Source organism: Photobacterium atrarenae (assembly GCF_024380015.1).
In the GTDB taxonomy this organism is placed as follows: domain Bacteria; phylum Pseudomonadota; class Gammaproteobacteria; order Enterobacterales; family Vibrionaceae; genus Photobacterium; species Photobacterium atrarenae.
Map to the genome: position 1 here is coordinate 3,345,647 of NZ_CP101508.1, position 21,224 is coordinate 3,366,870.

The following is a 21,224-nucleotide window of genomic DNA, read 5'->3' on the forward strand; positions in this document are numbered from 1 at the left end:
ATCCGGAAAACAAAAAGGCGATCCGAAGATCGCCTTCTTTGTTACCTTCTTTTCACCGGCTGATGTTGCTGCCTGCCGGGTCGTTCAAACCAAATCCAGCAATTGGGACAGGTGGTGAATTTCCACATCCGGCAGCCATTTGGCTTTTGGCTCCCGGCTCAGCTGGCGCTGCTGATCATTGAGCCAGCACGCCTGCATGCCGTGCAGTTTTGCCCCACCAACATCCGTAACCAAATGATCGCCGACATGCAGAATATCAGCCGCCGGTACACCCAACAGGGCCACGGCCTGGGCAAACAGATCCGGCTCCGGTTTAGCCAGGCCATCACGCCCGGCCACCAGCACCCGTGAAAAATACGGGCTGAGGCCAATTTGCACGGCATCGACATTACCGTTGGTGATCGCCAGCATCGGCACCCGTTTACCCAGTTCACGCAGCACCCGGTGGGTTTCCGCCGGGACGTCAACCTGGTTACGCACCACCAGCACATGTCGAACCCCGGCTTCGGCCGCCTGCGCCGCCTGAGTCTGGGCATACCCCAGCTGCATCAGGCCGATTTTCAGCAGCTCATAGCGCCAGCGCGTCACATCATGACGCAGCAGCGGGTTGTACTCGGCCAGTTTGAGTTTGAGTCGCAGCCAGTCTTTACGAGTCAGCGCGTGGCTGATCGGATGCACCTCTGCCAGCCAGTCATACATTGCCTGCTCCGCCCGCCGGATCACCGGTCGGTTGTCGTACAGGGTGTCATCGAGATCAAACGTCAACGCCTTGGGCGGCTGAAAGGTACGATAAAACTGCATGGCTGCCTCTGCAAAAATGGATCAAGAAATATCACCCTTGAGGTGAATGGTTAACGCTTGCCCCGCTTGGCTCGCGGATGCGCTTCGTCGTAGACCTGGGCCAGGTGCTGGAAGTCGAGATGGGTATAGATCTGGGTGGTGGTCAGGTTGGCATGCCCGAGCAGCTCCTGCACCGCCCGCAAATCACCACTGGATTCCAGCATATGGGTGGCAAAACTGTGGCGCAATTTATGCGGATTGATATGACTCGACACCGCCTGCTTCTGGCCCCACTCGGCCATCCGTTTCTGCACATTACGGGTCGAAATCCGCTGCCCCAATTTGGAGACAAACAGCCCCGGCTCATCCCCGGCGGCCAGCTGGCCACGAACCTTGAGCCAGTGGCCGACCCACTCCCGGGCCAGCCCGGCAAACGGGACCACCCGCTCTTTGTCGCCTTTACCAATCACCCGGATATCGCCCTTGCTGAGGCTGATATCCCGCACATCGAGATTGACCAGCTCCGACAGGCGCAGGCCGGCGCCATACATCAGCTCCATCATGGCCCGATCCCGGATTGACAGCGGATCATCCTCGTTAACATCGAGCAGCTGATCCATCTCATCCACATCCAGGTTCTTCGGTAACGGCCGCGCTTTGCGCGGTGCCGACACGCCCTTGGCCGGGTTGGCCTTGATTTCGCCCTGGTGGACCAGGTAATCGAGAAAACTGCGCAACGCCGACAGTCGCATCGACAAGCTGCTGGCCTTGAGGCCATCGCGCATGCCCTTGCTGGCCAACTGACGGACCCAGCTGGCATCGACCGTTTGCCAATCGGTGACGCCAAGCTCGACCAACTGCTCGGCCAGCGTGGTCAGCTGACGCTTGTAATTGTGCTGGGTGTGCAGGCTCAGCTCCCGCTCGCTGCGCAGGTATTCATAAAAGCGCAGCAGCGATTTTTCCAGTCCGGCAGGCAGGCTCAATCGATCACCTCGCGGGTATATTCCCAGTGATAAATCAATCGGGCCAACACCAGTGCCAGTTGTTCGACGAACAGGGTGTCCATCGCCGGCTGGAAGTGGCCGCCGTCCGCGCTGGCAAAACTCAGCACCCCGATCGGTTGCTCCAGGCCCAGCGGCAGGACGACAAACGAGCCCAGATGCGGCGGCTGCGCAAACAACAGCTCACTTTCCTGCTTGCGCAAGCGGCCTAGGTAAACCGGGCGCTGCGATAAATGCGCAACCCGGAAAGGCTCAAAGGCTTTGCGCTCCAAAAACAGATGGTCGTCAAAACTGTCAAACAGTTTGAGGCTGACCTCCAGGTTCAGCTTTTCCGCCAGCGATTCCAAAATCACCAGCGCCTGATAGATATTGTGGGTCTGAAACAGTTGATGCTGGGCACGGGCAAAAATCTCAAACAGCTCGCTGTTTTTGCCGGCGGCAGCCACCAGGCCACGAATTTCGCTTTCCAGCTCCCGCACCTGCTGACGTAGCCGGGTCAGCTGAATTTCTACCAGGGAGACAGCCCCCCGCTCGTGGTGCGTCACCTGCAACGCATCGAGCACCTCCGGCTGGCGATTAAAAAAATCAGGATGGTCGCGCAAATACGCCACAACCTCCTGATCAGTCAACGGAGCGTCTGCCGCGATCGGCAGCTCGCCCAGTTGGGATACATCGGTCATAATACTATTTGTCCATCAAACACATGGGCCACGGGGCCAGTCATGTACAGCGGTTTGCCCGGACCCGGCCAGCGAATATGCAAATCGCCGCCCGGCAGGCTGACTTTAACTTTCTCATCCAACAGCCCCTGCTGGTGGCCAATCGCCACCGCCGCACAAGCACCGCTGCCGCAGGCCTGGGTTTCCCCCGCCCCACGCTCATACACCCGCAGCTTTACCTCGTTGCGATTGATCACCTGCATAAAGCCGGCATTCACCCGCTCGGGAAAACGTTCGTGGGATTCTAACAAAGGCCCCAGGGTGTCGACGTCTGCGGTCGCCACATCCTCGACCACGGTCACACAATGGGGATTGCCCATACTGACCGTCCCGCAAAAGACGGTTTGCTCGCCAACGCGCAGAATATAGGTTTTCTCCGCCTGCTTGGCGCGAAACGGGATCTTGGCCGGCTCGAACACCGGCACGCCCATATTGACCGTGACCTGATTGTCATTTTCCAGCTTGAGCACCATCTTGCCGCCCTTGGTGCTGACGGAGATATGGTATTTGTTGGTCAGCCCCTTCATCCACACGAAGCGGGCAAAACAGCGCGCACCATTGCCGCACTGCTCCACCTCGCTGCCGTCGGCATTGAAGATCCGGTAATGAAAATCCGTTTCCGGATCATAAGGCGGCTCGACGACCAGCAGCTGATCAAAGCCAATGCCGCGATGGCGATCGGCCAGGCGGCGAATGGCATCAGGCGAGAAGAACACATTCTGGGTCACGCAATCGACTACCATGAAGTCGTTGCCTAAACCATGCATTTTGGAAAAGTTGATCTGCATGAAGTCCGTTCTCGTTATTGCGGTAAGATATGCTCAGACTGCCACAACTGCGCCAGGGTTTCACGCTCGCGCACCAGATGGCTTTGTTCGCCATCGACCATCACTTCAGCCGGCCGGACCCGGGTATTGTAGTTGGACGCCATCACAAACCCATACGCCCCGGCCGAACGCACCGCCAGCAGATCCCCTTCCGCCAGACACAAGCTACGATCTTTGCCGATGAAATCCCCGGTCTCGCAGATCGGGCCGACAAAATCATAAATCACAGCCGCCCCTTCGCGCGGGCTGACCGGGATAATATCCTGCCAGGCCTGATACAGGGTCGGGCGGATCAGATCGTTCATCGCCGCATCGACAATGGCAAAATTCTTGTGCTCAGTGTGCTTGAGGTATTCCACCCGGGTCAGCATCACCCCGGCATTGGCGGCAATCGCCCGGCCCGGTTCGAAAATCAACTCCAGTTGCGGGTGATCCGTCAGACGGGCCAGCAGGGCCGAGGCATAGGCCGCCGGCTCCGGCGGTTGCTCGCTGCTGTAGGTCACGCCCAGGCCGCCGCCGACATCCAGATGGTCAATTTCAATCCCTTCGGCCTTGAGGGTATCAATCAGCGCCAGCAGGCGATCGGTGGCATCGATGAAAGGATCCAGCGCCGTCAGCTGTGAGCCGATATGGCAGTCCATCCCGGTGACTTTGAGGTGCGGCAGGCTATGCGCCAGGCGGTAGACTTCCGGCGCACGCTCAAAGGCAATCCCGAACTTGTTATCCCGCAGGCCGGTGGAGATATACGGGTGGGTCTGGGCATCCACATCCGGGTTGATCCGCAGGGATACCGGGGCCACTTTGCCCAGCTCGCCCGCGACCTCGTTGAGGCGGATCAGCTCCGGCTCCGATTCGACATTGAAGCACTTAATGCCCAGCGCTAGGGCTCGTTTCATTTCCGCCGCGGTTTTACCGACGCCGGAGAACACCACCTTGGCCGGATCGCCGCCGGCGGCGATCACCCGCTCCAACTCGCCCTGGGAGACGATATCAAACCCGGAGCCCAGCCGGGCCAGGACATTCAGCACCCCGATATTCGAGTTCGCCTTCACGGCATAACAAATCAAGTGCGGGTGATCCGCAACCGCCTGATCAAAAGCCCGCCAGTGACGCTCAAGCGTCGCCCGTGAATACACATAGAGGGGCGTGCCATAGCGCTCAGCCAGTTCGCTCAGCGCGACCTCTTCAGCCCATAGCTGGCCGTCTTGCTGGTAATTAAAATAGTCCAATGTTGTCTCTTCCCTGTCTGATCGCAGTGTTTACGGTTGCTGTTGTTGCTGCTCTGAGTCATCCGGCATGTATAACGGACCGCTTTGACCGCAGCCGGTGAGAGCCAGGATCCCCAGAACAAAAATCGCCAATAAACCTTTACGCATGTTTCAAAGCCAGTGATTATCATTTCAATGCCCTCTATAATCGCACCAACACTCGGAAAAGCAATAGGACGCAATGGGATGAACGATACAGAATTTCATAAGCTGGCCGATGAAGTGCTAATGCACATCGAAGAAGGCATCGATCAGTCCGGTGCCGACATCGAATACGAGACGACGGGCAACGTACTGACATTGGAATTTGAAAACCGCAGCCAAATCGTAATTAACCGCCAGGAGCCGCTGCATGAAATCTGGCTGGCCTCCAAATCCGGCGGCTATCACTTCAAATATCAAAACGGCGAATGGCGCTGCACCCGCAGCGGCAACGAGCTGATTGCCCTGGTCAAACAGGAGTGCTCACTGCACGCTGAAGAGCCGGTCAGCTGGTAGATCCCGAGCAAATCCCTGAACAACAAAAAGCGAGAGCCCGGCTCTCGCTTTTTGTTTCTCTCAGGCTTTATCCCAGCTGGCGGGACGACGCCGGCATCGTCATCATCTCCGGGGCCGCCTGGCTCTCCGGACGACGCGCGGGCTGCTGGCCCCCTTTGAACGGGATCACCTGGGGCTCCCCGCCGTCGTTATGGACGATGTCATAGAACTGCGGCAGGTTAAAATTAATAAAGTTGGCACTGTAGCTAAAGCGATCCTGGGCCGAGGTATAGAACCGGTTTACCCCGTGCACCATCTCGTCCTTATCGCCGCAGCACTGGCGATACACTTCCACCCGGTTGGCTTCATCAAGAATATAGATGTTATAGCCGCTGTCGCAGTCTTCGAAGAAGAACTGGATCAGCCCTTCACTGGCGTAGGCGTCGACGATTTCCGGCGGGTGCGGTTCATCGGTTTTACCCATCACCAGGTTGGCCGAGCCAAACAGCTTGTTGGTCGAGATACAGCTATAGAAATCGACCGAATTCTCCAGCTTCTGCACCGATACCCCGCGGCGCTCGAAAAACAGGCCGTGGGTCTGTTCACCAATCCGGATCGCTTTGAAGCGGCGGCGCTTCTCCTGCTCGACCGGTTTCAGCCGCAGCTCGATACATTCGGCCACCAGTTGGTAAACCAGGTTACGGATCAGGCCGCGCATGTGCTTGCTGTAACAGAACACATCCACCGATTCCGGCGGAATCGCATCTTGGTGCATCTTGCCCAGCACCGTCTTGAGCGCATCCAGCATTGCATTCTCGCCGCTGAAGTTGAGGGTTCTCACCTCATTCCAGGAATTGCGATACACCAAGTCGACACTGCCGACCAGGCAGGTTTGATCCACGCCGTAGCTGAAGATATCGGTATTTTTAAAGTCAAACTTCACCGCACGGTTTTTCAGCGCCGTGGTCGGGTCATTTTCCAGGTTGATAAACAGGCCCAACTGGCGGATCTCACACGGACTCGACAGCGCCTGCAGACTCGGCTGCGGCCGGCGGATCGGGAAAGTATTGCGAATGTCACTGACCAGCTGATACAGCTTATCAAGGTCCAGCGCCGCATCCCGCACCACGGTATGCAAGCAGGTCGATTCGGTCAGCAGGCCGTTGAAATAGGCCCACGCCACCAGCTTGCTCAGGTAGCGGTTATGCTCCAGCGACGGCTGGCCGAGGATCGCATAAGGGTCGAGCGAGTGCTTGTAGAGATACCAGCCCGCGGCATTGGTTCGCCCGGCCGGGACCTGGATCAGGGTCAGGTCAGATTCATGCAAATCCGGCGAGATCTGCGGGTTGAGCAAAGTGACTTTGCCCGGCAGCACCTCGAACGCCGCGTACAGCTTGCGGGCCAGGATGCTGATATCTTCCGGGCTGATCGCCGAGGTGATGTTATTGCGCCGGGCAAAGCGGATCAGGTTGCGATAGCTCAGCATCAGCGCATCAAGTAGCTCGTTGTGGGCTCGCTTGACCTGCTCGACCTTCCAGTTACGGCGGTTGTCCAGCTCCTGCAACACCGGTTGCGGCCACTGCCAGCCCCCGGTCAGCTCTTCGAGCACAGCGCGGCGCCAGGGCACCGAGCCCAGCGACGGCTCGCGGGTCAGTTTTTCATGGGTTTTGAGATAGAAACAGCGCCGAACCAGATCCAACCGGCGATGGTCATTGATCCGTTCGAGATAACGGGTCACCTTCTCCAGCATCAGGAAGTAGGCATCCATACAGTATTCGGTGCGATCTTCGGCGAAGAAGCGCCGCTTGGCATCTAAGCTCAGCAGCTGGGTATGCGGGTATTCCCACGAGTAGGCTTCAAGCAAAATCGCCTTGAGCACCGACTTATACGGCGAGTCGATACTTTTATACAACTGCCACAGGCTGGAGCCGAAGTATTCCTCGGCCGGGATCCGGCTCAAACCACCAAAATCAATCCACTCATCACGACGGATATACCCGTTGCTTTCCAGGTAATGGAGATAGTCGTCGTAACACTCCTCCATCTCCGGCGGCACCATGTACCACAGCAGGCGCTGGCCGGCGAGCTGGACCGCCGAGCGGTAGAACTCATCGAGCAGCAGCAAATGCTGGCTGGAGCCACAGTTATCGCCGGTCATGGCTTCTGAGAAGTTGTCGCGGAAACGATTTTGATCAATCAGGAAGAAATTGGCTTCGACGCCCTGGGCCATCGCCCATTCAGACACCAGCGCGCACTTGCTCTCGAGCGCCTCGCGCCCTTCGGCAGACAGATCGGCGCGAATACAGACCCAGATATCGAGATCGCTGGTCAGGCTCTGGCCCAGCGACGAGGTGCTGCCCATGGCATAGAGACCGAGGATCGGCGCAGCCGACGCGGCCAGTTCCGGAGGAGCAATGGTGGTTTGATGAGTCAGGCCACAATCATCAATAAACTGCTGCTGCGCATCAGACACAGTAAAATCGGCAATCCCGACCGGCACCGCCTGATCAACATAGCCAGGCACAGCCGGATGATTGTAATGCAGCAGCGCAGTCAGCAAATTAAACACCTGCTCGGATGGGGCCGTCATGGCCGCACGAGCACGTTCCAGCCGGAGCTGGTTAAGCTGATCCAGTCTGCGTTTTAGTGTCTCGATAAAATTGTGCAAATTACTCTTCCAAGAGCTGCCAGCTTGAGAGCGGCCCAAATCTTGTCATTCGTCATGCAGCACTGGGCTACACCGGAGCAAAAACGTGATCAATCTAACAGTTTTTACTTTGACCGTAAAGATAGTGTCAGATTATGACAGCTTATGAATGGTATGCCGACTGATCTCATGCCTGCCAGGCCCATCCGTAACCCTGACTCATCCTCAACTTAGCCCAAACTCACTAAACCGCCAGTGACAGGATTGTCATGAATTCGACGCAGTGATCTTATGTGACAAATATCACATTAATTAAAACCAATGGCAAGACAATACTGCGCCACCGCACTGAGCCACAGATACGAATTACCATCACTTTCAAGGAGTGATACGATAGTCTGATACCCTAGAAAATGATGATATGGACCTGATTCTATGAGTGATAAACCGATCCGGATTGCCACCCGCAAAAGTCCGCTGGCCATGTGGCAAGCCGAATTTGTCAAAGATGCCCTGGAGCAGGCACATCCGGGACTGAGCGTCGAGCTGGTCCCGATGGTCACCAAAGGCGACGTCATCCTGGATACCCCGCTGGCCAAAGTCGGTGGTAAAGGTTTGTTCGTGAAAGAACTGGAAGTGGCCATGCTCGAAGGCCGGGCAGATATTGCGGTCCACTCGATGAAAGACGTCCCGGTCGACTTCCCGGAGGGTCTGGGCCTGGTCACCATTTGCGAGCGTGAAGATCCGCGTGACGCATTTGTCTCCAACCACTACGACAACATTGCCGATCTGCCGGCCGGTGCCGTCGTCGGCACCTCCAGCCTACGCCGCCAGTGTCAGCTACGCGCCCAGCGCCCGGATCTGGTGGTCAAAGATCTGCGCGGCAACGTCAACACCCGGCTGAGAAAGCTCGATGACGGCGAGTTTGATGCCATCATCCTGGCCTGCGCCGGCCTGATGCGCCTGAAAATGCACGACCGCATCCGCAGCGCCATTGCACCGGAAACCAGCCTGCCAGCCGTCGGTCAGGGCGCGGTAGGCATTGAATGCCGACTCGACGACACGCGCGTCCGCACCTTGCTCGATGCCCTTAACCATACCCCAACTGCCACCCGCGTATTGTGCGAGCGGGCGATGAACAACCGCCTGCAAGGCGGCTGTCAGGTCCCAATCGGCAGCTATTCAGAACTGGAAGGCGATCAGATTTGGCTTCGTGCCCTGGTGGGCGAGCCGGACGGCAGCAAAATTGTCCGGGGCGAGATCCGTGGCCCTGTCGCCGATGCCGAAGCTCTCGGCACTGAGCTGGCGAACCAACTGCTCGCCCAAGGCGCCAAAGAAATTCTGGAAGCGTTATACGGCGACGACTAATGACGATCCTGATCACCCGCCCGGCCCCGGAAGGCAACGCGCTGGCCCAACAGCTCAACGCGGCGGGGATCCATGCCATTGCCCAGCCCCTGCTCGAGATCATCCCGGGAGATGAGCTGTCAACACTCCAATCCCGGCTCGAGCACCTGCAATCTGGCGATGTTCTGATTGCGGTCAGTGCGCATGCAGTAGATCTGGCGCACAATTCCTTGCGCTCGCAAGGTGCCAGCTGGCCAAAAAACGTGCATTATATGGCCGTTGGAGACAAAACGGCTGCCCGGCTTTCGGCATGCAGCGGCCAAGCGGCCCTGTCTCCCGAAACCCGCAACGACAGCGAAGGATTGCTGGCCCTCCCTGCCCTGGCGCAGGTCCATGGCCGCCGCATCCTGATCTTGCGCGGGAACGGCGGCCGCGAGTTGATAGCCCAAACCCTGCAACAGCGTGGGGCCGAGGTGGATTACTGCGAAACTTACCAACGCCGCCTGCTGCCGCTGGATGGCGCAGCACTGTGCCAGGCATGGCAGGCGCAACAGGTTTCGTCCATAGTGATCACCAGTAGCGAGCAACTGGCATATCTATATCGTTTGGTTCCAGAACATGACAAGGCTTGGTTTCTGCAGCGACACCTTTTCGTACCAAGCCAACGCATTGCTGAGCAAGCCAACGCGCTTGGTTTCAGCACTGTTTCCACGGTGGGAAGCGCGGCGAACCGCCAGCTTTTTACAACCCTAAGCAAGATAGGCACGATGGGATAAATCGGATGACTGATAAAAAAAGCAATAATGAAAACCCTGCAGAGAAAAAACAATCAGCAGCGGTAAACGCAACGGACAAGCCAGGTCAATCAAGTGCCCCAACCCAAGCACCTGACACCCAAACTGCCAAGGATAAGGCAGATCAGGCGAAGACTCCTCCCCCGGCCCAGCCCGCCGAAGCCAAAGGCGGCAGCAAAATGGGTGCCATTGCCATTGCCCTGGTGATCGCGCTCGGTGCCGGCCTGTACTACCACGGCCACCAGCAGACTCTGACCCAAAACGCCAAAATGGCCGCACTGGAGCTCCAGCTGGCCAACCTGAAAGGCGAGCTGAAAGACAACATTTCTGCCAGCCAGCAAGCGACCCTGAACAAAGTCGAGAGCAGCCTGCAGCGCACCGACGTATCGCTGTCGCAGCAAAACAAATCGATCTCCAGCCTGCAAATGGCCCTGTCGGAAATGAAAGGCCGCCGTCCGAACGACTGGCTGCTGGCCGAAGCCGACTACCTGGTGAAAATGGCCGGCCGCAAGCTATGGCTGGAGCATGACACCGCCAGCGCAACAATTTTGCTGGAATCGGCCGATCACCGGATTGCCGAGCTGAACGATCCAAGCCTGACCCCGATCCGCGAAGCGATGCACAGCGATATCACGGCGCTGAAAGCCGTGGCCCGGATTGACCGCGACGGCCTGGTCCTGCGCCTGACCAGCCTGCAGGAAGCCGTCCCGGCACTGCCGCTGGCCAATGCCGTGATGGCCGAAGTGATCCCACAGGAGACCGCCACGGTGTCCGACTCTGTGGATGACTGGAAAGCCAACCTGATGACTTCGCTGAAAAACTTCAGCGAGCACTTTGTCACCTACCGCACCCGTGACGGCAGCGTGATCCCACTGCTGTCACCGAAGCAGGACTTCTACCTGCAGGAAAACATCAAATCCAAGCTCGAGACCGCGATCAAGGCTGTCTACCGCGAGCAGGGCGATCTGTACCGCAAATCGCTGCTGATGGCCAAAGACTGGGCTGAGCAGTTCTACGATATGGAAGATCCGGCAGCCCAGAGCTTCGTCAAGACGTTAGACGCCCTGGCCCAGGAAACCGTCGAAGCCAGCTATCCGAACAAGCTGAAATCACAACCTCTGCTGACCCAGGCGATTGGCGAACGCGTGCGCCAGCAAGTGAAACCCCTGAGCACTGAGGAGAATCCGGCATGATCAAACTGTTACTCCTGGTCGCGGCCCTGATCGCCGGGATTGTCGCCGGACCGATGCTGGCCGGCAACCAAGGCTATGTGCTGATTTCCGTCGCCAACCAGACGCTGGAAATGAGCCTGACCACCCTGATGCTGCTGGTGATTGTGCTGTTCGGGCTGTTCTTCCTGCTGGAAACCCTGCTCAAACGCCTGCTTTCTGTCAGCAGCTCTACCCGCGGCTGGCTGTCCGGCCGCAAACGCCGCAATGCCCGCCGCCAGACGGCAGACGGCCTGGTGAAAGTGATCGAAGGGGACTGGAAGCACGCCGAAAAACTGGTGGTCAAGGCAGCCAAGCACAGCGATGCGCCATTGCTCAATTACCTGGCTGCTGCTGAAGCGGCACAAAGCCAGGGCGATAGCAGCCAGCGCGACGAGTACCTGCGTCTGGCAGCGGAAGTCGACAACCAGAGCCTGGCCCTGGCCCTGACCCGTGCCAAACTGCTGTGCCGTCAGGAGCAATACGAGCAGGCGGTAGCCACCTTGCAGGATCTTCGCCATGAACACAGCCGTAACCCGGTGGTACTGAACCTGCTGAAAGCCTGTTACCTCAAGCTGGAAGACTGGAAACCGTTGCTGGCCCTGCTGCCGCATCTGGAAAAACAGGGGTTGGTTGATACGGCAGAAGCCGACCAGTTGCGGATCCAAGCCGAGTGCGGCCTGATGCGCCATATCACCCAGCAAAACGGCAGCGACGGCCTGATGGGTCACTGGAACAGCCTGAGCCGCAAGGACAAGCAGCGTCCGGAGCTGATCGCCTGTTTCGTCAAACTGATGAGCAGCCACAGCGCCGACAGCGAAGCCTATACCGTGTTGCGTGATGCGCTGAAGAAAAACAACGATGGAGATCTGATTGAGCTGGTCCCGGCCCTGAACCTGGCCGATTACCACCCGGCAATTGTCCGCCTGCAGGATCTGCTACGCTATGACAGCAGCAACCCGAGCACCCACAGTGCGCTGGGCCAGTTGCTGATGCGTGAAGGCAAATGGGAAGAAGCCAAAACCCACTTCGAGAAAGCCATTGAGCTGCGCCCGAACGTGGAAGATTACGGCCACCTGGTCGAGGTACTGGAAAAGCTCAACGACAGCCAGGGCGCCGCGGACTTATCCCGTCAGGCATTGACACTCGCTCTACCTGCCAAAAATTAACAAAATAACAACATAATATTTTGTCACAAAAAGCACCCGTCCGGGTGCTTTTTTATACCAATTTACAAGGGAATATATTCCAAAATCCAATATATTGTTTCCAGGTGTTAACAGCTATTTCATCTTATAACTACCCCATTGCTAGCATAATGTAAAAGTTATTCAATAGCGGCTCTCATTGCGAACAGATGGATAACGAACGATGGATATGCTTCCTTGGTTAATCGTATCTGGCATTATCGTTTCGGTGATCACCTGTCTGATGACAGCAGTCCTGATCAAAGAATCGTAAGTTGCCTGGATACCATACCAGACTGAATCCATGCACCATCAGACTGGTATCATAAAAAAGGCCTCCATCTTTGGAGGCCTTTTTATTGGCAATTCATCACCAATGATGACTTGAAGGCATCTAAGCCAGCTTCATCGAGCGCTTCGCCTTGTGTAGCGCCTTTTCATAACGCTTGACGGCTTTGGCCGCTTTCTTCAGCCGCTTGTTTTTTTTCTTCGCCAGCTTTTTGAGCTTTTTACGCTGTTTCTTGCCCAGTGATGCCGGCAGCGCTAGGCCGCTTTCTGCCCCATCCAGCGCGGGCTGCAACGCAACCACCGGCGCCGCCGCAGGGACTGACGCAACTGCTGCTGACGTGCTGAGCCCGGCTTTTGGCGCCGGCGTCGACGGCTTGGGCAACTGGATAGAGCTGGGCTTGCACAGGTAGCCTTTTTCACTAGCCGAGCGAGCACAGCTGCGACAGACAAACTTCGGCTCACTGACGATCCGGCTGATCTGCGCAAACTGATCACCAATTTCTGCCCGGCGGTATTTACATAACGACTTCGCCATTCCCGAAGACTTCCTCACTCAACCCTATTCAATACCATGCCCGGATTATCACCGCCGGAGCACCAGCGGCAAAGCATTATTTCATGGCCGCGATCACATAGACATCAAAGCGATTTTTCTTGGTCTCAATCACCGTCGACGGCGCCTGACCCGCCAGGTATTCGGCATAGTCCGGCCGTTTCACCACCACCCGCTTGGCCGCCAGCGCCAGCGCCGGGGCCAGCAAGGCATCCGCGTCATCATCCGCCCCGACCAGGGTCTGAAACACCCGCATTTCTTTTTTCACCAACGCCGATTTTTTCTTATGCGGATACATAGGATCGAGATACACCACATCCGGCGCGGCAAAGTCCGGATCCTGCGCCAGCATGGCCAGGGCATCCTGGCTGGAGGCATGCGACAGGCTCAACCGCTCACAAACCCAGGACCCGATTTCCGGATCCTGCTGCGCCCGGTGCAACCCGTCTTCCAGCAATGCCGCCACCACCGGGTTGCGCTCAACCATATGCACCCGGCAGCCCAGCGAAGCCAGAACAAAGGCATCCCGCCCGAGCCCGGCGGTCCCATCGACCACTGTCGGGGTCACCCCGCCTTTCAGGCCGACCGCCTTGGCAATCGCCTGGCCCCGGCCGCCACCAAACTTGCGCCGGTGTGCCGCTGCGCCCCCGGCAAGATCAACAAACACCGCCCCGAGCTTCGGCTCATCACGCTTGTGCAGCTCGAGCCGCTCTGCCGTGAGCACCAGCGCAAAGTTGCTGTCCGGATCATGGCGCAGCCCCCAGCGTTGGGCGAGGGCATCCAGCGCCGGCTGGCGATCAGGGGTTTCACAAATCAAAGCTAGTTGCACAGCAATCTCCGGTGTTTGGTTAAAGCTTCTGGTGGCGCACTCAGCCCCGCGCTGAGGCCGGGGGCGGATTATAGCACTGTCGCCGAGCGTTGGTGCAACTGGCTGACCAGCGACGCCAGCGGCTGCGGCTTGCCAAACAAATACCCCTGGGCATAATCAACCCCCAGGGTTTCAAGCCGACCCAGAATCGCCTCGTTTTCAACAAACTCCGCCACGGTCTGCTTACCCATTTTCTTGGCCAGGCCATTAATCGCCTGCACCATAGCAAAGTCCATTTCATCTTCGAGGATGTCACGCACGAACATGCCGTCGATCTTGATGATATCGACCGGCATGCGCTTAAGATAGCCAAACGAGGACAACCCGGAGCCGAAGTCATCGAGCGATATCAGGCATCCCAACGCTTTGAGCTGGGTAAACAGGTTGATCGCCTCACTGAGATTCCCGATCGCCGCCGTCTCGGTGATCTCCAGGCAAATCTTGCCGGTCGGCAGACCGGAAGTGCGGATTTTCTCGAGCAGGAAATCAACAAACTCTCGGTTGCCCATCGACTGCCCCGACAGGTTAATCGCGCAGCGTGCCAATGGCGCAACCGCCTCCGGATGGGCTACCAGCCAGTCCAGCGTGGCATTGACCACGTAACGATCAATCAGGTGAGCGAGGTGATAACGCTCGGCGGCCGGCATAAACAGCCCGGGCGAAACCATCTCACCGTTGCTGTCTCGCAGCCGCACCAGAATTTCATAATGGTGGGCATCCTGATCCCCGCCCAGCGGCACAATCTGCTGCGCATGCAGCTCCAGCCGATCCTCAGCCAGCGCCTTGCGGATCTGGGTCACGCACTCCATCTCCAGCTCACGGCGCTTGAGCTCCTCATCATCCGGCCGGTAAAGGTGCAGCCGGTTGCGCCCTTCATCCTTGGCAGCATAGCAGGCCGTATCCGCCTGGGCATGGACCTGCTGGGTCGAGCCGGCGGTGTCATCAATCAGGCGCAGGCCAATCGAGCAGCTGAAGCTAAAGCGGGTGTTTTGCCAGTAAAACTCCGCTTTATCTAGCAACTGTAGGATCTGCTCACCCAACGCCAGTGCTTCAGACTCGTCACAATGAAACAGGATAATCGCAAATTCATCCCCGCCCAGGCGTGACAGCACCGATTGCTCCGGCAAGATATCTTGCAGCAACAAGGCCACCTGCTTCAGCGCTTCATCCCCGGCAGCATGACCGGCGGTATCGTTGATCACCCGGAACTGGTCAAGGTCGATATAGAACATGGCATGGCGGGTACCGTGATCCCGCGCTTGCTGCAACACCATTTCCAGCCGCTGCTCGAAGAAGTTCCGGTTATAGAGATCGGTGAGGTGATCGTGATTGGCGCGGTATTCCAACTCGGCTTCAAGCGCCCGGGTCGAAGAGATATCTTCCCCGACCAGCAGCAGCTGCAACTTGGACTGGGTCGGGCGAATGGTCTCGCGGATCCATACCGTTCTGCCATCAGCACAGCGATAACGCAGCTGACGGCGCCAGACCTGCTGCTGCTCACTGTCACAAGCACCGGCAATATACTGCTGTGGCAGGGGCACCGTATCATAATAAAAGTCGGTCACCTTGTGGCCGAGCAACTGGCGCTTGTCGTATCCGAGCAACTCCGCCGCAAACTGATTGACCGACTGGATCCGAGCCTGGTTATCAATCGCCAGCAAAATCACCGGCTGTTGCTCATAGAGCAACCGGTAACTGACCTCCCGCTCTCGCAGCTTCTCTTCCATCTGATGCCGGGAGGTGACATCCCGGGCTTCAAACAACAACTGCTCCTGATCACCGACGGAAGCCGGCATCCGCTTCATCGCCAGATCCAACACCCGGCGACCATCCTCCTGGCTCTGGATTTCCACTTCCATCCGGATCCGCTGATCAGCCCAGGCGGCCTGAAAACCCTGGCTCAGCCGGGCAGCGGTCTCCTGGTCCCAGCAGTGCCAACGCCAGATCGCACGGTCATATTTCATCGCCGCACGCCCCACCAAGCGCTGCAGCGCCTGATTCCCGGACAGCAGCTTACCGCCATTATCCAGAATCCCGATAAACTGGAAGCTCTGATCAAACACCCCCTCGAACAGGGCGCGACTCTGCTGCAGCTTGGACTCCCCCTTACGCAGCCGGCGGATAAACAGACCGAGAAACACGATAATCGCCGCCATCACCACCAACACCACGGTCATGATCCGCAGCTCTTTGTTGTAACGCTCATACCAGCTCAGGGGTTTATTCAATACCGTCACCCCTTCCGGTTCTATCAGTCCCCATTTCCTCAAGGCCTGGTGATTAAACGCTGCCTGGCCGGTATTTGAGACAAATAACGGGAACTCGATGGCCTTCCCCTGCACCACATCCAGGACCAACGCCCCGACCTGCTGCCCCTTCTGCACCCCGCCGCTGACCATTCCGCCAACCGCGCCATGGTCCAGCAACTGCCGTTGCGGCGAATAGACAGGGGCAGCCGACACCTCAACCAGGGTCTGAATAAAGGACACACTATCCTGGTAACGACCTTCACTATCGCGATAGTAACTCAAGTAAAGCAACACCGAATGCTCGGGCAGCAGGGCCGCCTGGGCGAAAATATCATTGAAGGAGCCCTGATTCAGGCGATGGATGGTCAGTGTCGATGGGTGGGCTTCGATATAATCGGCAATGCCCTGCCACATCGCATTGCCGGTATAAGTGTTGTCTGCCAACACATAAATATGCTGCAGGTCCGGCTGGACCGACAATGCTAGGGCAATATTATCCGACGGATCGGTCATATCCAGCACCCCGGCCACCTTGCTCAGCCGGGCATGGCGTCCCGGCGAATAATCATTGATCCCGACCATGATGACCGGGGTGTCGCCCACCTCTTCCGCCAGCTCATTGACCAGCCACAGCGCATGATCATCAGCAACCACAATGGCCTGGTAGGTCTCTTGGCGCAGCTTGGTGCGGTAGATATCCAGCAGCTCCTGGAGGTAGCTTTCCGACTGGTAGCGCTTACTGTCCATGTAACTCACCTGCAACGACAGGCCCTGCGGCCGGGTCACGGACTCGATCCCGTCTTGCAGGGCATCGGTCCAGGCCATCCCGCGATGGTAGGAGTGAATCACCAGCGTATCTTGTGCCTGGGCCAGCACCGGGGTCGCCAGCAGTATGATCAAGAGGGCAAGAAAACGCATAAACTATGGGGGGTCCTGTGTCTGAAGGTTCGCGCCGTGACGGATTTCATTCGCGACAAAATTCCGCTCAGTATAAGATATGACCGGTACTGGATAAACAAGGGACGCAGGAAAACCATGACGCAGCCGCCACGAATTGATGACTTAGACCGCGATATTCTCGATGCGCTGATGCACGACGCCCGGATCCCCTATGCCGAGATGGCAAAACGTTTTCAGGTCAGCCCGGCGACCGTCCACGTCCGGGTCGAAAAAATGCGGGCCGCCAATATCATTACCGGCACTGAGGTTGTCATTAACCCCAAGCTGCTCGGCTACGACGTGTGCTGTTTTATCGGCATCAACCTCAATGCCGCCCGGGACTACCACTCAGCCCTGGCCAAGCTCAACGAACTCGATGAAGTGGTCGAGGCCTACTACACCACCGGTGCATATAATATTTTCGTTAAACTGATGTGTAAGTCGATTGAGGAGTTGCAATATGTGCTGATCGACAAGCTCCAGGCGATTGACGAAGTGCAGTCGACCGAAACCCTGATCTCCTTGCAAAACCCAATCAACCGCAACGTCAAGCCTTAGGCCGCCGCGCAGCAGACACAAAAAAGGGTTGATGCCGTAACATCAACCCTGTGGTTCTGAGCCCGCCCGCCTTACTCGGCGTTGTCGGCATTCTCATCGAGCGCCGCTTTGCGCGCGGCCCCCTCTTCGGCCAGCCACTCGGCGACCGGTTTGGCAAAATAGGTCAGAATGCCATCCGCCCCGGCGCGCTTAAAGCACAGCAGGGATTCCATCACGGTTTCACGCTCTTTGAGCCAGCCGTTCTGGATTGCCGCCATGTGCATCGCGTACTCACCCGAGACCTGGTAGGCAAAGGTCGGCACCTGAAGCTCACTCTTCACCCGGCGAACCACATCCAGGTAAGGCATCCCCGGCTTAACCATCACCATATCGGCCCCTTCGTTCACATCCATCGCCACTTCATGCAGGGCTTCGTCCGTGTTGGCCGGGTCCATTTGATAGGTCTTCTTGTCACCGCCCTTGAGATTGGCCGCTGAGCCGACGGCATCGCGGAACGGACCGTAGTAATGGGACGCGTACTTGGCAGAATAGGCCATGATCTGGGTGTGAATGTGGCCGGCTTCTTCCAGCGCGGCCCGGATCGCGCCAATACGGCCGTCCATCATGTCTGACGGTGCCACAACATCCGCCCCGGCTTCGGCATGGGAGAGCGCCTGCTTGATCAGCACTTCCGTGGTGACGTCGTTCATCACATAGCCGTCATCATCGATGATGCCGTCCTGGCCGTGGGTGGTGAAAGGGTCCAGCGCGACATCGGTGATCACGCCCATTTGCGGCACATGCTCTTTGAGCAGGCGCACCGCGCGCTGCACCAAGCCTTCCGGGTTATGAGCTTCAGCGGCACACACGCTCTTGAAGTCCTGGGAAACCACCGGGAACAGGGCAATCGCCGGGACCCCCAGCTTGGCCAGATACTCGGCTTCCAGCAACATCAGGTCGATAGACAAACGCTCGACGCCCGGCATGGACTCCACCGCTTCACGGCGGTTTTTGCCCATCAGGATAAACATCGGATAAATCAGATCATCAACTGAGATCTGGTTTTCAGCAATCAGACGGCGAGTGAATTCATGCTTACGGATACGACGCATACGGCGTGCCGGAAACGCGCCCTGAATTGATACTGACACTGCATACTCCTTCATGGTTGGCTCGCTGGACCGGCAGGGCCTGGCAGACAAGCTGCATGCCAAACCGGTACCTGCGGAATTTGTTCGATCATACCATCGTCCACCCGCTTCGGGGGCTCAAATGGCAAAAAATGCCTTGGTTGTCGCACAAGAATGTTTCATCACAGCTACCGCATCCTGACCACGACACTGAGCGATCACCCCGGCGATATGGGGCAGGAACTTTGGTTCATTGCGGCTGGATTTCGGCTTCGGCCGGTAGTCCCGCGGCAACAAGTACGGGCAGTCGGTTTCAATCATCAGCCGCTCATCGGGGATCAGCCCGACCAGTGCCCGCAGTTCGGTTCCGCGGCGTTCATCACACACCCATCCGGTGATCCCAATGTGCAGATCCAAATCCAGGCAGTCTCTGAGTTCAGCCTCGGTGCCGGTAAAACAATGCAGTACCGCAGCTGGCAGTTGGTCACGCCAGGGCTTGAGGATCGCTAAAAACCGCGAATGGGCATCGCGGCAATGCATGAATACCGGCTTGTTCAGCTCAGCCGCAAGCGCCAGCTGGGCTTCAAATACCGCTTCCTGTTGCGGCCGCGGCGAGAAATCACGGTTAAAATCCAATCCGCACTCCCCCACGGCGACCACCTCCGGCTCGCCCGCCAGCGCCCGGATATCCGGCAGTGCCAGGTCGGTCACGGTCTTGGCATCATGCGGATGCACCCCGGCGGTACTGTAACAATATCCCGGCCATTGCCGGGCCATCGTCAGCGCCTGCTGGCTCTCCGCCACGCTGGTCCCGGTCAGGATCAGCCCCTCGACGCCGGCCGCCCGGGCACGAGCCACCACGTCGTCGCGATCTTTATCAAACCGGCTGTTGGTCAGGTTTACCCCGATATCAATCATGCTGTGTTATCCGTTGCTCACTCAATAGTGCTCATTTTGCCATAAAAAAACCGGCCGGAGCCGGTTCTTCAATCAAGTCGGTCGGTTAGTCACCATCACGCTCAGCGGTCTCGGTCTCATCTTCCTCTGCTTCGGCCCGGACATAAAAGCGCGAGCAGAACAGACCGACCTCAAACAGCAGGCACATCGGGATCGCCAGCAGAGTCTGAGAAATGATATCCGGCGGGGTCAGCATCATCCCAACCACAAAAGCCGCCACAATGATATACGGCCGCTTCTGGCGCAGACTCTGCGGATCCGTCGCACCGGTCCAGCACAGCAGAATAATGGCGACCGGGATCTCAAAAGCAATCCCGAAAGCCAGGAACAGGGCTAGGACAAAATCCAGGTAACTGGCAATGTCAGTCGCCACCTGCACCCCTTCTGGCGCAATACTGGTAAAAAAGCCGAAAACCAACGGGAAGACGACGAAATAGGCAAACGCCACCCCGGCATAGAACAGCAGTGAGCTGGAGAACAGCAACGGCATGATCAACCGACGCTCATGCTTGTACAGCCCCGGCGCGATAAAGGCCCACACCTGATAGAGGATCATCGGTACCGCAACAAAGACCGAGGCAACCAGCGTCAACTTGATGGGGGTAAAAAAGGGTGAGGCCACATCAGTGGCAATCATGCTGGTTCCTTCCGGCAATCGCTCCACCAGCGGTGCCGACAGGAAAGCATAAATATCATTGGCAAACCACACCAACCCCAGAAAAACCAGGAGGACACTCAGAATAGAGCGCAGCAGCCGATTACGCAGCTCGACCAAATGGCTGAATAACGGTTGCGTTTCTTCGACGGTAGACATAGCGATGTAATTTATTCCTGCTTTTGAGAAGTTGGTGCTGAGGTACGCTCTTTGTTGTCAGCTTTATCGGCATACGGACGCTGTACATCGGCAGCGGCCTGCTTGAGTTCGTTAACCGATTCCCGCAACTCCGGCGACAGATCTTTCATACCCATTTGCTCGGCTTTTTTCAGGTTCTCCTGCAGCTCCTGGATTTTCATCTCCTGAGACAGTTCATCCTTCACCGAGTTAGCCATGTTCCGAGCAGCGCCAACCCAGCGCGATACCGTGCGGATCGCGACGGGCAGACGTTCCGGCCCCAGTACGACCAATCCCACCACGGAGATCAGTATTAACTCCCAGAACCCGATATCAAACACGCGTTAAACCTGCTCTTTATCTTTCTGGCTCTTCTGAGCCTGTTCGCCCTGACCTTCGGCCAATTTCTTCTGCTCAAAATCCGCATCTGCGTCTTTCTTCGCCGCCGTGTCCTCGTCACCCATGGCTTTCTTAAAGCCTTTGACTGCCGATCCCAGATCGCCGCCCATTGAGCGCAACTTCTTGGTCCCGAACAGCAACACAATGATCAGCGCAATGATGAGCAATTGCCAGATACTAATACCACCCATGCTTGTTTTACCTCAGCTAATTATGG

Annotated in this window: 21 protein-coding genes; 6 read left to right on the forward strand and 15 right to left on the reverse strand. The window is 57.4% G+C overall.

The features are described 5' to 3' along the window. Window positions 1–84: 84 nt before the first annotated feature. From yigB to lptM, 6 genes are read right to left on the reverse strand one after another with little or no spacing between them, the layout of a single operon-like run. The gene (gene yigB / locus NNL38_RS15570; RefSeq protein ID WP_255388893.1) at window positions 85–801 is read right to left on the reverse strand and encodes a 5-amino-6-(5-phospho-D-ribitylamino)uracil phosphatase YigB; all 717 of its coding nucleotides are present in this window, start codon (window positions 799–801) and stop codon (window positions 85–87) included. Between the two features lie 50 nt (window positions 802–851). Further along, window positions 852–1,763, reverse strand: a complete 912-nt coding sequence (xerC, locus tag NNL38_RS15575; protein WP_304414185.1) for a tyrosine recombinase XerC — start codon at window positions 1,761–1,763, stop codon at window positions 852–854. Next, a complete protein-coding gene (locus tag NNL38_RS15580; RefSeq protein ID WP_255388894.1) occupies window positions 1,760–2,461 on the reverse strand; it encodes a DUF484 family protein in 702 nt (233 codons plus the stop codon). Before NNL38_RS15580 ends, xerC begins: the two co-directional genes overlap by 4 nt. Beyond that, entirely contained in the window at window positions 2,458–3,288 is an 831-nt protein-coding gene (gene dapF, locus NNL38_RS15585; protein WP_255388895.1) for a diaminopimelate epimerase, read from the reverse strand. Before dapF ends, NNL38_RS15580 begins: the two co-directional genes overlap by 4 nt. A gap of 14 nt (window positions 3,289–3,302) precedes the next feature. After that, window positions 3,303–4,556, reverse strand: a complete 1,254-nt coding sequence (gene lysA, locus NNL38_RS15590; RefSeq protein ID WP_255388896.1) for a diaminopimelate decarboxylase — start codon at window positions 4,554–4,556, stop codon at window positions 3,303–3,305. 30 nt (window positions 4,557–4,586) lie between these two features. Further along, a complete protein-coding gene (lptM, locus tag NNL38_RS15595) occupies window positions 4,587–4,703 on the reverse strand; it encodes an LPS translocon maturation chaperone LptM (protein WP_255388897.1) in 117 nt (38 codons plus the stop codon). Between the two features lie 78 nt (window positions 4,704–4,781). Between lptM and cyaY the strand changes: the two genes are divergently transcribed. Beyond that, window positions 4,782–5,093, forward strand: a complete 312-nt coding sequence (gene cyaY, locus NNL38_RS15600) for an iron donor protein CyaY (RefSeq protein ID WP_255388898.1) — start codon at window positions 4,782–4,784, stop codon at window positions 5,091–5,093. Window positions 5,094–5,160: 67 nt separating this feature from the next. Here cyaY and NNL38_RS15605 read toward each other — a convergent pair whose 3' ends face one another. Further along, window positions 5,161–7,740 (reverse strand): class I adenylate cyclase, encoded by a 2,580-nt coding sequence (locus tag NNL38_RS15605; RefSeq protein WP_255388899.1) that lies wholly within the window; start codon window positions 7,738–7,740, stop codon window positions 5,161–5,163. Between the two features lie 414 nt (window positions 7,741–8,154). Between NNL38_RS15605 and hemC the strand changes: the two genes are divergently transcribed. From hemC to NNL38_RS15625, 4 genes are read left to right on the forward strand one after another with little or no spacing between them, the layout of a single operon-like run. Further along, the gene (gene hemC / locus NNL38_RS15610) at window positions 8,155–9,087 is read left to right on the forward strand and encodes a hydroxymethylbilane synthase (protein WP_255388900.1); all 933 of its coding nucleotides are present in this window, start codon (window positions 8,155–8,157) and stop codon (window positions 9,085–9,087) included. Continuing rightward, complete coding sequence (locus NNL38_RS15615) at window positions 9,087–9,842, forward strand: uroporphyrinogen-III synthase (protein WP_255388901.1); 756 nt, start codon at window positions 9,087–9,089, stop codon at window positions 9,840–9,842. The genes hemC and NNL38_RS15615 overlap by 1 nt, the downstream gene beginning before the upstream one ends. A gap of 5 nt (window positions 9,843–9,847) precedes the next feature. After that, complete coding sequence (locus NNL38_RS15620) at window positions 9,848–11,053, forward strand: uroporphyrinogen-III C-methyltransferase (protein WP_255388902.1); 1,206 nt, start codon at window positions 9,848–9,850, stop codon at window positions 11,051–11,053. Beyond that, on the forward strand, window positions 11,050–12,237 hold the full coding sequence (locus tag NNL38_RS15625) for a heme biosynthesis protein HemY (RefSeq protein WP_255388903.1): 1,188 nt from the start codon (window positions 11,050–11,052) through the stop codon (window positions 12,235–12,237). The genes NNL38_RS15620 and NNL38_RS15625 overlap by 4 nt, the downstream gene beginning before the upstream one ends. A 412-nt stretch (window positions 12,238–12,649) precedes the next feature. On the opposite strand, the gene NNL38_RS15630 is transcribed toward NNL38_RS15625, so the two are convergent. The 3 genes from NNL38_RS15630 to NNL38_RS15640 form a co-directional block, all read right to left on the reverse strand. Next, window positions 12,650–13,078 carry a hypothetical protein gene (locus tag NNL38_RS15630; RefSeq protein WP_255388904.1) on the reverse strand — a complete coding sequence of 143 codons (429 nt, stop codon included), beginning with the start codon at window positions 13,076–13,078 and terminating at the stop codon, window positions 12,650–12,652. Between the two features lie 76 nt (window positions 13,079–13,154). Beyond that, window positions 13,155–13,925: a class I SAM-dependent methyltransferase gene (locus NNL38_RS15635; RefSeq protein WP_255388905.1), complete on the reverse strand. Its 771-nt coding sequence runs from the start codon at window positions 13,923–13,925 to the stop codon at window positions 13,155–13,157. Between the two features lie 68 nt (window positions 13,926–13,993). Beyond that, window positions 13,994–17,131, reverse strand: coding sequence for an EAL domain-containing protein (locus tag NNL38_RS15640; RefSeq protein WP_255388906.1), 3,138 nt, complete (start codon window positions 17,129–17,131; stop codon window positions 13,994–13,996). Between the two features lie 117 nt (window positions 17,132–17,248). Between NNL38_RS15640 and asnC the strand changes: the two genes are divergently transcribed. Then, window positions 17,249–17,710: a transcriptional regulator AsnC gene (asnC, locus tag NNL38_RS15645; protein WP_255388908.1), complete on the forward strand. Its 462-nt coding sequence runs from the start codon at window positions 17,249–17,251 to the stop codon at window positions 17,708–17,710. A 71-nt stretch (window positions 17,711–17,781) separates the two neighbouring features. Here the strand turns inward: asnC and hemB are convergent, their stop codons facing one another. From hemB to tatA, 5 genes are all read right to left on the reverse strand, one after another. Continuing rightward, the gene (hemB, locus tag NNL38_RS15650) at window positions 17,782–18,840 is read right to left on the reverse strand and encodes a porphobilinogen synthase (protein ID WP_255388909.1); all 1,059 of its coding nucleotides are present in this window, start codon (window positions 18,838–18,840) and stop codon (window positions 17,782–17,784) included. 117 nt (window positions 18,841–18,957) lie between these two features. Next, a complete protein-coding gene (gene tatD, locus NNL38_RS15655) occupies window positions 18,958–19,737 on the reverse strand; it encodes a 3'-5' ssDNA/RNA exonuclease TatD (RefSeq protein WP_255388910.1) in 780 nt (259 codons plus the stop codon). Between the two features lie 85 nt (window positions 19,738–19,822). Next, complete coding sequence (gene tatC, locus NNL38_RS15660) at window positions 19,823–20,590, reverse strand: Sec-independent protein translocase subunit TatC (RefSeq protein ID WP_255388912.1); 768 nt, start codon at window positions 20,588–20,590, stop codon at window positions 19,823–19,825. An 11-nt stretch (window positions 20,591–20,601) separates the two neighbouring features. Continuing rightward, window positions 20,602–20,949, reverse strand: coding sequence for a Sec-independent protein translocase protein TatB (gene tatB / locus NNL38_RS15665; RefSeq protein WP_255388914.1), 348 nt, complete (start codon window positions 20,947–20,949; stop codon window positions 20,602–20,604). Between the two features lie 3 nt (window positions 20,950–20,952). Beyond that, window positions 20,953–21,198 (reverse strand): Sec-independent protein translocase subunit TatA, encoded by a 246-nt coding sequence (gene tatA, locus NNL38_RS15670; protein ID WP_255388916.1) that lies wholly within the window; start codon window positions 21,196–21,198, stop codon window positions 20,953–20,955. Window positions 21,199–21,224 lie beyond the last annotated feature (26 nt).